The 13671-nt window shown below is 34.6% G+C and carries 11 protein-coding genes; 5 read left to right on the top strand and 6 right to left on the bottom strand.

Annotation, left to right across the window (positions count from 1 at the left end; genetic code table 11):
• The first annotated feature begins 50 nt into the window (after window positions 1-50).
• Window positions 51-1376 carry a DNA recombination protein RmuC gene (locus ACYSNX_RS05125; protein WP_461753615.1) on the top strand — a complete coding sequence of 442 codons (1326 nt, stop codon included), beginning with the start codon at window positions 51-53 and terminating at the stop codon, window positions 1374-1376.
• 106 nt (window positions 1377-1482) lie between these two features.
• Window positions 1483-2796, top strand: a complete 1314-nt coding sequence (mgtE, locus tag ACYSNX_RS05120; protein WP_461753614.1) for a magnesium transporter — start codon at window positions 1483-1485, stop codon at window positions 2794-2796.
• A gap of 84 nt (window positions 2797-2880) precedes the next feature.
• Here the strand turns inward: mgtE and ACYSNX_RS05115 are convergent, their stop codons facing one another.
• On the bottom strand, window positions 2881-4125 hold the full coding sequence (locus tag ACYSNX_RS05115) for an MFS transporter (RefSeq protein WP_461753613.1): 1245 nt from the start codon (window positions 4123-4125) through the stop codon (window positions 2881-2883).
• A gap of 127 nt (window positions 4126-4252) precedes the next feature.
• Here ACYSNX_RS05115 and meaB point away from each other — a divergent pair, with 127 nt between their 5' ends.
• Window positions 4253-5365 (top strand): methylmalonyl Co-A mutase-associated GTPase MeaB, encoded by a 1113-nt coding sequence (gene meaB, locus ACYSNX_RS05110; RefSeq protein ID WP_461753612.1) that lies wholly within the window; start codon window positions 4253-4255, stop codon window positions 5363-5365.
• Here the strand turns inward: meaB and ACYSNX_RS05105 are convergent.
• The 5 genes from ACYSNX_RS05105 to nhaA all read right to left on the bottom strand — a co-directional run bounded on the left by ACYSNX_RS05105 (window position 5362) and on the right by nhaA (window position 11317).
• The gene (locus ACYSNX_RS05105) at window positions 5362-5607 is read right to left on the bottom strand and encodes a hypothetical protein (protein WP_461753611.1); all 246 of its coding nucleotides are present in this window, start codon (window positions 5605-5607) and stop codon (window positions 5362-5364) included. The two genes, meaB and ACYSNX_RS05105, sit on opposite strands and share 4 nt — an antisense overlap.
• Before the next feature lie 13 nt (window positions 5608-5620).
• The gene (locus tag ACYSNX_RS05100) at window positions 5621-6994 is read right to left on the bottom strand and encodes an MATE family efflux transporter (RefSeq protein WP_461753610.1); all 1374 of its coding nucleotides are present in this window, start codon (window positions 6992-6994) and stop codon (window positions 5621-5623) included.
• A 105-nt stretch (window positions 6995-7099) separates the two neighbouring features.
• Window positions 7100-7975: a PPK2 family polyphosphate kinase gene (locus ACYSNX_RS05095; protein ID WP_461753609.1), complete on the bottom strand. Its 876-nt coding sequence runs from the start codon at window positions 7973-7975 to the stop codon at window positions 7100-7102.
• A gap of 186 nt (window positions 7976-8161) precedes the next feature.
• Complete coding sequence (locus ACYSNX_RS05090; protein WP_461753608.1) at window positions 8162-9793, bottom strand: ABC-F family ATP-binding cassette domain-containing protein; 1632 nt, start codon at window positions 9791-9793, stop codon at window positions 8162-8164.
• Window positions 9794-9976: 183 nt separating this feature from the next.
• Window positions 9977-11317, bottom strand: coding sequence for a Na+/H+ antiporter NhaA (gene nhaA / locus ACYSNX_RS05085; protein WP_461753607.1), 1341 nt, complete (start codon window positions 11315-11317; stop codon window positions 9977-9979).
• Between the two features lie 368 nt (window positions 11318-11685).
• Between nhaA and lipA the strand changes: the two genes are divergently transcribed.
• Window positions 11686-12558 (top strand): lipoyl synthase, encoded by an 873-nt coding sequence (lipA, locus tag ACYSNX_RS05080; protein WP_461753606.1) that lies wholly within the window; start codon window positions 11686-11688, stop codon window positions 12556-12558.
• 49 nt (window positions 12559-12607) lie between these two features.
• Window positions 12608-13621, top strand: coding sequence for a type I glyceraldehyde-3-phosphate dehydrogenase (gene gap / locus ACYSNX_RS05075; protein ID WP_461753605.1), 1014 nt, complete (start codon window positions 12608-12610; stop codon window positions 13619-13621).
• Window positions 13622-13671: the final 50 nt, after the last annotated feature.

Raw genomic sequence — 13671 nt, 5'->3', positions numbered from 1 at the left:
TTATTTTTTCTATTTTTGAGTAAATAAAAAACAGTAGTAAATTCTTTTCTATGACTATGCAATTCACCATAATTCTGTGTACCCTAACAGCAATTATATTATTTCTTTTGGTTAAATTATTTTCAAAAAAAAATAATACTCCACAAGAGGTATTCACTCTTAGGGCTAATAACACTTATTTACAAGAACAAATCACTGATTTACAAAATCAGAAAAGCCACCTATTAGAAAACGAACAAATACAGCGAATAGACAATCAAGACCTAATAGCCACTAATGCTAAAATGCAAATCCAAATCCAACATTTGCAGGAGCTCCTTAATCAGGAAAAACACCAAAGTAGCCAATACCAAGAAAAGTTTGCTCAAGAATTTGAATTATTAGCCAATAAAATACTACATCAAAAAAGCGAGCAATTTACTCAAGTAAACAGCCAAAACATCGAGCGCATCTTACTTCCTTTACAAGAGAAAATAAAAAACTTTGAGCATAAAGTAGAACAAACTCATAAGGAAAGTATTGATCATCATGCTGCGCTGCGCCAACAAATTTTTGGCCTTCAGCAAATCAACTCAACCATGAGTGAACAGACCCTTAATTTAACCAAAGCTTTAAAAGGAGATAATAAAATGCAAGGGAATTGGGGGGAGATGATTTTGGAAAATGTCTTAGAGAAATCTGGTCTAGAAAAAGATAGAGAGTACTTTACCCAACAAAGTTATACGGATGACAAAGGCAAGCAGCTTCGTCCAGATGTGGTGGTAAAACTACCAGGAGACAGACATATGGTTATTGACTCTAAAGTTTCTTTAGTAGCCTATGAGCAACTTGTAAATACAGATGATCAAAAAGACAAAGAAAAGTTTTTAACCCACCATCTTATTTCTATACAACGCCATATAGATTCGCTTTGCTCTAAAAACTATCACGAACTTTATAAGGGAAGTTCACCGGATTTCGTTCTATTATTTATTCCTATTGAAACAGCTTTTTCTTGTGCCATCGCAAAAGATCCACATTTATACACTAAAGCCTTTGAAAAGAACATCGTCATTGTTACCCCTTCTACTCTACTAGCTACACTTCGTACTATTGAGTCTATGTGGAGCCAAAGGAAACAAACTCAAAATGCCTTTGAGATAGCAAAAAGCGCTGGTCTACTATATGATAAATTTGTTGGTTTTGTACAGGATTTAGAAAAAGTAACCACTAAATTAAACGAAGCCAAACAAGCCCAAGAGCAGGCCTATAATAAACTCAGCTTAGGGAAAGGGAACTTAATTACTTCGGTGCAAAAATTAAAAGATATGGGAGCAAAAGCCAAAAAAAATTTACAATCCCAAAACTTCATAGATACTCAAAACAGGGAGGATTAAACTTAACGGAATCAAGTTTTCCAAGCTTTTTTTTTATTCAAACAAGAAGCAGTACATTTACTAAAGAAAATACAGGCATAACAACCTGTGAAATAACTCTTGTTTTATGATATTTAAAGACATACACCCTGCTGATATAGCAGAATTACTATCCACAATGAAAAGAAAAGACAGAAATCTTGAATTTCTAAAATTACCTGCGGATGTAAAGGTCGAGGTCTTTTCTTTTTTGGAAATAAATGTACAAGAAGAAATCGTGCGTAGTATGACTCAAGAAGACTATGCCGAGGTACTTAATAACTTAGAACCCGATGATAGAACGGAAATACTAGAGAATTTCCCTGATGAATTAATCAAGTACTCCATCAATCTACTCAATGATGTAGAAAAGCAAATTGCTTTGAATTTAATTGGTTATAAAGAGGATAGTATTGCGCGCTTAATGACTCCTTTATATATACAAACTAAAAAAGACAAAACAGTAAAGCAAGTACTACAACACATTAAAAAATATGGTAAAAAAGCAGAAACTCTAAACTACATCTATGTAGTGGATAGCCATAACTGCTTAATAGATGACTTAAAAATTGGGCAATTACTCCTAGCCGATGAGGATACTTTAATTTCTCAGTTAATTGACCACAATTTTGTGTCTATTACCACTACCACAAAAATGGAAGATGCCTTTGACATCTTTGAAAAATACGACAGATCTGCCCTACCTATTATCACAGAGAAAGGTGTTTTAGTAGGTATTGTAACTTTCGATGATATATTAGACAAAATAAAAGAAAGAGATACAGAAGATATTCAAAAGTTCGGGGGGATGGAAGAGTTAGATCTTTCCTATACACATACCCCGCTTTTTGAATTAGTACGCAAAAGAGCTGGTTGGCTAATTATCCTGTTTTTAGGGGAAATGTTAACTGCCTCTGCTATGGGCTATTTTGATGGAGAAATCGAAAAGGCAGTTGTATTAGCCTTATTTGTTCCCCTTATCATTTCCAGTGGAGGAAACTCTGGTAGCCAGGCTGCTTCTTTAATCATTAGAGCAATGGCTTTAGGAGAATTAAAGCTAACAGACTGGTGGTATGTAATGAGAAAAGAAATTTCCTCTGGAGTAATGTTAGGAGGTCTATTAGGAGTTATTGGATTTATCCGAATTCTTATTTGGCAACAAGCTGCTATTTACGATTATGGAGAACACTGGCTGTACGTGGGATTAAGCGTATCTATATCCCTAGTGGTAATTGTACTTTGGGGGACCTTATCTGGATCTTTAATTCCCTTTGTACTAAGAAAGTTTGGATTGGATCCCGCAACAGCTTCAGCTCCATTTGTAGCCACTTTAGTGGACGTTTCCGGACTTATTATCTACTTTAGTATTGCTGCATTACTTTTAAGTGGAAAGCTTCTTTAAGACATCTTAAAATTTGAAATACAAAAAAAGCACATAAAGTAATTTTATGTGCTTTTTTTGTATCTAGTTTCTAGATTATAGCATCTATTTTTCTAAAGTAAATTTCACTTTTTTCATGTCTGGTAAAAACCATGCAACGATCCCTAAAAGAGGTAAAAAGGCACATAGGTGATAAATATACTCTATAGAGGTTTTATCCGCTAACCATCCAAGTACAGCCGAACCTACTCCACCCATACCGAAGGCAAATCCATAAAATAGTCCAGATACCATACCAATTTTCTTAGGTAATAATTCCTGAGCATATACCAATATAGAAGGGAAAGCAGAGGAGATAATTAGTCCTATTAATACAATTAACAACCCTGTCCAAAAAAGACCTACATAAGGCAGTAATAAAGTTAAAGGAGCCACTCCTAAAACGGAGAACCAGATAATGTACTTTCTTCCGAATTTATCTCCAAAAAACCCACCAATTAAAGTACCTAAAGCAGTAGCTAAAAGGAACAAAAACAGATAAATCTGAGCATGGGTATAGGTAATAGAAAACTTGTCCATTACATAAAATTGAAAGTAACTTGAAATACTCGCTACGTAAAAATACTTAGAGAAAATCAACACTAAAAGTATTACAATAGAAGTGTTTATTTTTAATTTACTTAAAACTGGCATATAAATCTCTTTGTGTTTTTTAGCCGTCTTATGAGCCAAAATCCCTTTATACCAGGTTCCGATGTAGTAATATACAATTTGAGCTACTACTCCAATTACTAAAAACCATAAAAGATATACTTGAGAACGAGGCAAAACTATCCAAGCTACAAGTAGTGGAGCTAAGGCTGTCCCAGTATTTCCTCCAATTTGGAAGATACTTTGAGCCAATGAGCGCTTCCCTCCTGAGGCAACAAAGGATACTCGAGAGGACTCTGGGTGAAAGATGGAAGATCCAATACCTATTAAGATAACAGCCACCAAAATCCAAACATAACTAGGTGCGTAGGCTAAGATAATAATCCCCATAATAGAACAAATCATCCCATAGATTTGGGAATAAGGTTTAGGATTAGCATCCGTATAATTTCCAACAATTGGCTGAAGTAAAGAAGAGGAAATTTGAAAACAAAAAGTAATCATACCGATTTGAGCAAAATCCAAGCCGTAATTATCCTTCAATAAAGGATAGATTGCCGGTACAATTGCTTGAATAAAGTCGTTGAACAAATGCCCAATACTAATCAATAATAAAATGGGATAAACGGTGGTTTGTGCGCTGGTTTGCTCTTGCACCTTGCTTTTTAAACGCTGGGCAAAAGAAAATACTTTGGTCATAATAGATAATTATATTGAAGTAGCAAATATAAGGGTTAATACCCTGTTGAGCATTAAATTAAAGCTCAAAATTTTTATCTATATGCTTTTTTAGTACATTTACTTTTTACTATCAAAAACAAATACTTTGGAAAAGCACCACTCCTTAAATGAACATAAATCAGCTTTGAAAGAAAACAAAGGCATAGAACAGCCCAATACCACCAATGCTTTAGCTATCGCTAAACTAAGAGCCAAACGTAAGCAAATACCTTCTACGGCAACAATCATAGAGGGAATCTTAGCTAGGGATAAAGTTTTTTTAAGCCAGGGAATTACATTAATTGAGAGTAGTAATGCTGAGCATCAATTAAAGGCCCAAGAAGTAATTAAAGCTGTATTACCTTATAGTAATAAGTCCATACGAATTGGAATTACGGGAGTACCTGGAGTGGGTAAAAGTACCTTTATTGAAGCCTTTGGTAGTTTACTTACCCAACTGGGAAGAAAAGTAGCAGTTCTAGCTATTGATCCAAGTAGTAGTGTTACTAAAGGAAGTATACTAGGGGATAAAACAAGAATGGAGGAATTAGTAAAAGATCCCAACGCTTTTATTCGTCCATCTGCCTCTGGAGAAAATTTAGGTGGAGTAGCAAAAAAGACTAGAGAGAGCATTATTCTATGTGAAGCTAGTGGCTTTGATACAATTTTAGTAGAGACCGTTGGAGTAGGTCAAAGTGAAACTGCCGTACAAAGTATGGTAGATTTCTTTTTACTTTTAAATTTACCTGGAGCCGGAGACGAACTCCAAGGTATAAAAAGAGGTATTATGGAAATGGCCGACATGGTGGTGATTAATAAATCCGATGGACAAAACATCGATAGGGCTAGAATTGCCAAATTACAATATAATAGAGCCTTGCATTTATTTCCAAAAAAACCATCAGGCTGGACACCAAAGGTACGTACTTGTAGTGCTTTAGAACATACAGGTATTCAAAGAATATGGGATTATATTTTAGAGTATTACCAACTTACTAACGAAAATGGATATTTCGAGCAAAGAAGAGCTCAACAAAATCAGTATTGGATGATGGAAACTATACAAGAACAGCTTTTACAGCACTTTTTTGATTCGCCAAGGGTTCAACAACAAATTGGTATAAACAAAGAAGCAGTGCAAAAAAGTGAAGTTTCCCCTTTTGCAGCTGCTCAACAAATATTAGATATGTATTTTCAAAATATAGAAAAAAAGAATTAATCCTCTAAATCCTCATCTTCTACATAACGCTCCATTTCTCTTTCATAGAATTCACCAGCTTGAGCTATTAAATCTTCGATTTCTGCTTCTACTTCAGCTTCTTCGGATTCTTCTATAGTTTCCAAAAACTCCATGTCTTCTTCATTTAAATCAATGATAAAACGAGGGAATTCTAAGTGTACAATATAGATAGCCTCTGGGTTATCACTATTGTCTGCTAAAACGAATTTAGGTAATTGCATAATAATATGGTATTTAATTGTTTTCTATTAATCTTTTAGAAAGTATATGGAATCGAAGCGATAAACAAATAGCAGCTGTGGTGAGTCCAGCTAAAAGTCCTATCCATATACCCACTGCTTTTAAATCGGTATATAAACCTAAGTAAATCGAAACGGGAAATCCAATCAACCAGTAAGAAATAAAGGTAAGTACCATAGGCACATTTACATCTTGCAATCCCCTTAAAGCTCCAAGAATAATAACTTGGATGGCATCTGAAATTTGGAAGATAGCAGCTACTAAAAGTAACTGTCCACCGATTTTAATTACCTCGTGATTGATTTGTGCCGCAGCAATATCGTGATTATCCACAAATAACATTGGGATATAGTTTCTTAATAAAACAAAGATAAGAGCAAGTATACTATAGGTAATAATTCCCATTAATACAATAGAAGAAGCTACTACTCTTAACTTGACATAATCTTTTAATCCTCTTTGATTTCCAACACGTATCATAGCAGCTACTCCTAATCCGCTAGCTAACATAAAGGTCATAGAGGTCATGCTCAAAGCAATTTGATTGGCTGCTTGAGAAACAATATCAATCATTCCTGAAAGCCATACCGCTCCAACAAATAACGCAACTTCAAAGAAGCTCATTAAGCCAGAAGGCAAACCAATCTTACTAATTTTTAAACTCATCTCTTTTTTAATTTCTCTAAAAGAAATATTCTTTAAAAATGGTTTAAAGTCCTGTTGGCTATGTAAAGAGAAGTGCATATACACTAGCATAACTATCCTTGAAATAAGGGTACCGTAGGCCGCCCCAATCATTCCCATTTCTGGAAAAAACCAAACACCATAAATCAGTACATAGTTAAAGAAAACGTTAGTTACGTTAGAGATAATGGTTGCATACATAGAATTTTTAGTACGACTTTTACCATCAGAAAACTGTTTGTAAGCTTGGTAAATAATCAAAGGTACTAAGCTAAGGGCTACAATATCCAAAAAGGGTTTTGCCAAAACAATCACCTCTTGAGGTTGTTTCATATAAATTAGCAAAGGCTTTGCAAAGAAAATAACTCCAAACAAAAACAAGCCTAAAACACAACATAAGAATAAACCATTGATAAAAATACCTCTACCCTCTTCTACGTTTTTCTCGGCATCACTATGAGCTGTCAAAGGGGTTATTGCCGTTGAAAACCCCACTCCTAAAGCTATAGCAATAAACACAAAACTATTGGCCAAAGAAGCAGCAGCTAATTCAGTAGCCCCAATTTTCCCAACCATGATATTATCAATTACCCCAACTATAGTATGACCAAGCATAGCCAAAATAATGGGATAAGCCAATTGTATATTATACCTAAACTCTTTAAAGTAGATCGAAAGATTCATTTTCATTCATTTTGGTGCAAATATACACCCTTGTTTACAAAACACCTTATAATGATAGACAAGAATCTGTGGAAAGTTTCCGGGTTTGAATCTTTGAACAAAAATTTAAGATTCTTGCAGTAAAATCTCTCTATACAGGGCTAATTGTTCTTGTAATTCACTAGAGAGAATAGGCAACTGTACATCGGCATATTTTTGTAACTCCTCTAAGAGAATTTGAGCGAAAATTAATCTACAAATTTCTTTGTTATCGGCTGGAATAATAAACCATGGAGCCCAAGGCTTAGAGGTTTTATTAATAGCTATCTGGTAGTATTTTTGATACTCGGACCAATACTGTCTTTCTCTAATATCCTCTGGGGCAAACTTCCATTGGTGTTTTATATTCTCTAGTCTACGCAAGATCCTTTTTTTCTGCTCTGCTCTACTTAAATGAAGGAAAAACTTCAAAACAATTGTTCCATTATTAGATAGGTGCTTTTCAAAACTGGTTATATCGCTATAACGTTCTTCCCAAAGTGACGAAGTAATCTGATCCTCGGATTGTAAATGAGGAAGATTTTCCTTTAGAACAATCTGTGGGTGAACCCTAGCTATTAAGACATTTTCATAGTGACTGCGATTAAACACACTAAACTTTCCTCTTTCAGGTAAAGCAATATAATGTCTCCATAGGTAATCGTGTTCCAATTCAGAAGAAGTAGGTTTTTTAAAGCTTTGCACCACTACCCCTCTGGCATTAAAAGTTTTGAAAACTTCTCTAATTAAACTATCCTTTCCTGCAGTATCCATACCTTGAATACAAATCAGAACGCTATACTTCCCATGGGCATACATAGTATCTTGAAATTTGGCCAATTTCCTGGCTACTTTCTTTAGTTTACGCTCAGCCTTAGATGATGAATAGTTACAAGTACTTTGAGTAGGTATTTGATCTAAAACGATCGGCTGTTCTACTTTGTATTTTTGGTCCAATTTCATACTATACAAACTTAAATAGTTGCTACAGTACAATTTAAGGAAATAAGACTTGTAAAAAAAGCAACAAGAAGCTTTTTTACAATAAAGTAACCTATCCCTAAAAAAAGTTATAAAAACAAAAAAGCTTACATGAATAGCAACTACCCATGTAAGCTTTAACTTTACATATACCTTAAAAAAGGATATTTATTTTTCAATTTCTTTTAAGCTTTCCATTTTCTTGGTTGCTAAAAATCCTTTAATATCTTCGAAATGCTCGATTACTCTTTTGTTAGAAAATTCAAATACCTTTTCTGCTAAACCATCTAAGAAATCCCTGTCGTGAGAAACTAAGATAATAGTACCCTCAAATTCTTTTAAAGCTGCTTTAATAATATCCTTAGTTTTCATATCTAAGTGGTTAGTCGGCTCATCCAAAATAAGTAGGTTATAAGGCTCTAATAAAAGCTTAACCATAGCTAATCTTGTTTTTTCACCTCCTGACAGAACTTTTACTTTCTTTTGGATATCATCTCCTTGGAACATAAAAGCTCCTAGAATATTTTTAATCTGTGTACGTATATCTCCTTGGGCAATGCGATCTACTGTTTCAAAAATAGTTAAGTTCTCATCTAGTAAAGAAGCTTGGTTTTGAGCAAAGTATCCAATTTGAATATTATGACCAATCTCAAGATCTCCTTGGAAATCAATCTCAGACATAATGGCCTTGATCATAGTGGATTTACCTTGCCCGTTTTTCCCAACAAAAGCAACCTTCTGTCCTCTTTCTACAACAATATCTGCCTTGTTAAAAACCGTGTGGTTTCCATAAATTTTAGTAAGCTCTTTTACAACAACAGGATATTGCCCTGAACGAGGTGCAGGTGGAAACTTCAAACGAAGGGCTGAATTATCTACTTCATCTACTTGGATGATATCTAATTTCTCTAACATCTTTACCCTAGACTGTACTTGAAGAGTCTTAGAATAAGTTCCCTTAAACCTTTCGATAAACTCCATGTTTTCAGCAATCATCTTTTGCTGCTCTTGGTAGGCTTTTAATTGATGCTCACGACGATCTGCACGAAGTACTAAGTAATCCGAATACTTAGCCTTATAATCGTAAATTTTCCCCATCGTTACCTCAATAGTACGATTGGTAATATTATCTACAAAAGCTCTATCGTGGGAAATAACCATCACCGCTTTTGCTTGATTTAATAAAAAGTCTTCTAACCACTCAATACTCTCAATATCCATATGGTTAGTAGGCTCATCAAGTAGAATCAAATCTGGCTTTTGTAATAAGATTTTGGCTAGCTCAATACGCATTCTCCATCCTCCAGAGAACTCAGATGTCTTACGAGAGAAATCCTCTCGTGAAAAACCTAAACCTTTTAATATTTTTTCTACCTCTGCTTCATAATTAACCTCCTCAATAGCATAGTACTTCTCACTTAATTCAGAAACACGTTCGATTAGCTTCATATACTCGTCACTTTCGTAATCCGTACGTACAGTAAGCTGCTCGTTGATTTGATCTATTTCTTCTTTCATTGAAAACACACTAGCAAAACTTTTACTAGCCTCTTGCATAACAGTACAATCATCATGAGTAAGTAAATGCTGTGGAAGATAAGCAATAACAGCATCCTTAGGTGCAGATATGCTCCCCGTACTAGGTTTATTTTCCCCTGCTACAATTTTAAGCAAGGTAGATTTACCTGCTCCATTTTTACCCATTAAGGCAATTTTGTCATTTTCGTTGATCGAAAAATTCACCCCACTAAACAGTGTAGTTCCACCAAATTGCACAGAAATATCATTAACTGTAATCATATATTTTGTTTTCAATATTAACCCTGCAAATATACTATTACTTTGTATTGGTTCAAGAGTAAAAACTAGGGGAAAACAAAAATTATTTACGAGCAAAAAAACAAATAAGTTATAAAAGACAAAGGGCTGTCTTACCTAGATAAGACAGCCCTTTATATTATATATTAACGCAAACTAATAGGTTTACTTTTTAGCTTTGGAAAAACGAAGAATCAAAAATCCGATTAATCCTCCAATTCCTGATGCCATTAAAATACCGATTTTTGCTTGACCTGGAAACTCAGGGTGAGCCTGTACATCAAAGGCAAGTTCTGTAACAAATAAAGACATTGTAAACCCGATAGCTGCTAAGAAACCTAACCCAAATAAATTAGTATAGGTCATTCCTTGAGGCATAGATGCTACTTTTAATTTAATTAATAAAGCAGTAATACCAGAAACTCCGATTACTTTACCTACTAATAATCCTAAAGCAACCCCTAGAGTTACATTACTAACTCCTTCAGCGCCTCCCATTGTAAATGGAATAGCAGCATTAGCCAAAGCAAATACAGGCATCACAAAGAAAGCTACAAAACCGTGCATACTATTTTCTAAACGCACCGATGGTGGTAAAGCTTCTGTAGCAAGATTTCTCATTTTCTCCACGCTTTGCATTTGTGGGTCAGTTAATATTTGAGAGTTATCCTCTGGTTTTCCAGATTTGAAACGATCTAAATACTTACTCATTTTAGAGCTAAAGTAAGCCCCTGGTACGCGCATTGTAGAAGGAATAGCAAAAGCTGCTAAAACCGCTGCAATAGTAGCGTGAACCCCAGAAAGTAAGAAAAAGAACCAGATCCCTCCAATACCAATAATAGCGTAGTAAATCGTATTTCTAATTCCAATAAAGTTACTAAGAAGTAAAACTCCAAAGAATCCAAATCCTAGACCTAAATTCATCATATTAAGATCACTGGTATAGAATAAAGCAATCACAATTACAGCACCTAAGTCATCTGTAATAGCTAAAGCGGTTAAGAATACTTTTAAAGAAAGTGGAATTCTATCCCCTAATAAATATAACACTCCTAAAGCAAAAGCAATATCTGTTGCCATTGGAATACCCCATCCATGAGATGCATCTGTTCCTCCATTGAAAAATAAAAACACACTAGCTGGTACCACCATACCACCAATAGCGGCAATAATTGGCAACATAGCTTTTTTTGGTGAAGATAATTCCCCAGTAGTTAATTCTCTTTTTAATTCAAGACCTACCACAAAAAAGAAGATAGCCATTAAACCATCATTTACCCAATGTTTAAAAGAGTGCTTTAACGGAATGTCATTGAAAGAAAATCCAATTGAATTATTATCCCAAAAATTCATGTATTGCTCTGCCCAAGGTGAGTTAGCCATAAAAATAGCCACCATAGCTGCAATAAATAAAACTATTCCTCCAGAAGTTGAGTTATCCATGAACCTTTTTGCAGGATCAGCAATCCACTTATCGGCAATAGTTAGTTTAATTTTGTTTTCCATCGTAAAAATAAATTTGAGGCGAATATAGCTTTTCTAGGGCTTTTAGACAAATTTTTGTATAACAAGTATTCAAAGATACGTCGCCATATTTAAGGAATTTTAGCAAAAAAGAACCAAAATACCCAATGTCATTTGATAAAAGTACCAATTATTTATTAAAAAAACTTATTTTCACAAAGGTTATAACAAAGCATATTTTTTTTTATATTTATACTTTAGGATTCTAAAAAGGGATAAAAGTCTTTAATCTAATGCAAGGTAGAAAACCACAACAAACCTTCTTTAAGCCAAGGCTTTAAAGTAATTGTTTTCAAAAAAGGGCGATAAGTTAATAGAATAAGTATATTTGTATTTTGAAAATCAAAAATATGGATACTGTTTTAGACTCAAATATAAAGCCACTTGCAAAACCAAAGTGGTTAAGGGTAAAGCTTCCTACAGGAAAGAAATACACCGAATTAAGAGGTTTAGTAGATAAATACAAACTTCACACCATTTGTACCTCAGGAAGTTGTCCTAATATGGGAGAATGTTGGGGAGAAGGTACAGCAACCTTTATGATCTTAGGTAATATTTGTACCCGCTCATGTGGGTTTTGTGGTGTAAAAACTGGAAGACCAGAAACTGTGGATTGGGACGAACCAGAGAAAGTTGCCCGATCTATTAAGCTAATGCAGATTAAACATGCTGTAATTACCAGTGTAGATAGAGATGATTTAAAAGATGGAGGTTCCATTATATGGGCAGAAACAGTTCAAGCTGTTCGCCGCATTAGTCCTGGAACAACCATGGAAACATTGATACCAGACTTTCAAGGGATGACTAGAAATATCGACCGTATCATTGAAGTTAAACCAGAGATTGTTTCCCATAATATGGAAACGGTTAAACGATTAACTAGAGAGGTTAGAATTCAAGCAAAATACGAAAGAAGTCTAGAGGTGTTAAGGTACCTAAAAGAGCAAGGTATTAACCGTACAAAATCAGGTATTATGCTAGGTTTAGGGGAAACAGAAGCAGAAGTTATCCAAACCATGCACGATTTAAGAGAGGTTAATTTAGATGTTCTAACCATAGGACAATACCTACAACCAAGTAAAAAGCATTTACCGGTAAAGGAGTTTATCACACCGGAACAATTTGAAAAATATGAAAAATTAGGTCTAGAACTTGGTTTTAGACATGTGGAAAGTGGAGCCTTAGTTCGTTCCTCTTATAGAGCACAAAAACATTTATTGTAGTATATATTTTCGCCAGTAAATCTGGCGAATTTCTTTTTTGGATAAGCTTATGAAAAAAACACGCGTTGCTATTAACGGGTTTGGTAGGATTGGCCGAAATCTTTTCAAACTATTAATTAACCACCCCAGTATAGAGGTAGTAGCTATAAACGATTTGGCAGATGCCAAAACTATGGCTCACTTATTAAAATACGATAGTATTCACGGAATTTTAAACTATCCTGTTGACTCTACTATTAATCATTTAATAGTAGATAATCATAAGATACCTTTTACTAGAGAAAGTGACATACAGCAATTAGACTGGAAAGCTTTACAGGTAGATTACGTAATAGAATGCACAGGTAAAAGAAAAACCTTCTCTGCTTTACAACCCCATTTACAAAATGGTGCCAAAAGAGTTATCTTATCAGTTCCTCCAGAGGATACAGAAATCAAAACCATTGTCTTAGGTGTGAATGAAGACACTTTAACAGGAGAAGAAACCATTATTTCTAATGCAAGCTGCACCACAAATAATGCCGCCCCAATGATTAAAGTAATCCAAGAGCTATGTGGTATTGAACAGGCTTACATCACAACAGTACACTCCTATACTACCGATCAAAGTTTACATGATCAACCCCACAAAGACCTAAGAAGAGCTAGAGGAGCTGCCCAAAGTATTGTACCCACAACAACAGGTGCGGCTAAAGCACTAACTAAGATATTTCCTCAATACGAAGGAAAATTGGGTGGAGGTGGTATACGTGTTCCAGTACCAGACGGTTCTTTAACAGATATAACCGCTTATGTAAAAAAACAAGTAAGTATAGAACAAATCAACGAAGCTTTTCAAAAAGCCTCTCAAGGTGAGTTAAAGGGCATCTTAAGCTATACCACAGACCCTATTGTGTCTGTAGATGTACTTGGGAATCCTGCATCTTGTTTATTTGATTCACAACTTACTTCGGTATTAGATAAAATGGTAAAAGTAGTTGGTTGGTATGACAATGAAATTGGCTATTCCAACCGTATTATTGATTTGATTTTATATTTCAACACAATAGCTAAAGATAATTAGTTTCGACTTTTATAAAATAAAAAAGGATACCTTAAAATGGTATCCTTTTT

It is taken from the genome of Myroides sp. LJL115 (assembly GCF_054871665.1).
This window is presented reverse-complemented; position numbering and strand designations above follow the sequence as displayed.

Bases quoted from the DNA above. Each gene is read 5' to 3' on its own strand.
- ACYSNX_RS05105 (WP_461753611.1), bottom strand. From the start codon at position 5,607: ATGCAATTACCTAAATTCGTTTTAGCAGACAATAGTGATAACCCAGAG.
- gap (WP_461753605.1), top strand. From the start codon at position 12,608: ATGAAAAAAACACGCGTTGCTATTAACGGGTTTGGTAGGATTGGCCGA.
- ACYSNX_RS05095 (WP_461753609.1), bottom strand. From the start codon at position 7,975: ATGAAATTGGACCAAAAATACAAAGTAGAACAGCCGATCGTTTTAGAT.
- ACYSNX_RS05100 (WP_461753610.1), bottom strand. From the start codon at position 6,994: ATGAATCTTTCGATCTACTTTAAAGAGTTTAGGTATAATATACAATTG.
- ACYSNX_RS05115 (WP_461753613.1), bottom strand. From the start codon at position 4,125: ATGACCAAAGTATTTTCTTTTGCCCAGCGTTTAAAAAGCAAGGTGCAA.
- mgtE (WP_461753614.1), top strand. From the start codon at position 1,483: ATGATATTTAAAGACATACACCCTGCTGATATAGCAGAATTACTATCC.
- nhaA (WP_461753607.1), bottom strand. From the start codon at position 11,317: ATGGAAAACAAAATTAAACTAACTATTGCCGATAAGTGGATTGCTGAT.
- lipA (WP_461753606.1), top strand. From the start codon at position 11,686: ATGGATACTGTTTTAGACTCAAATATAAAGCCACTTGCAAAACCAAAG.
- ACYSNX_RS05090 (WP_461753608.1), bottom strand. From the start codon at position 9,793: ATGATTACAGTTAATGATATTTCTGTGCAATTTGGTGGAACTACACTG.
- ACYSNX_RS05125 (WP_461753615.1), top strand. From the start codon at position 51: ATGACTATGCAATTCACCATAATTCTGTGTACCCTAACAGCAATTATA.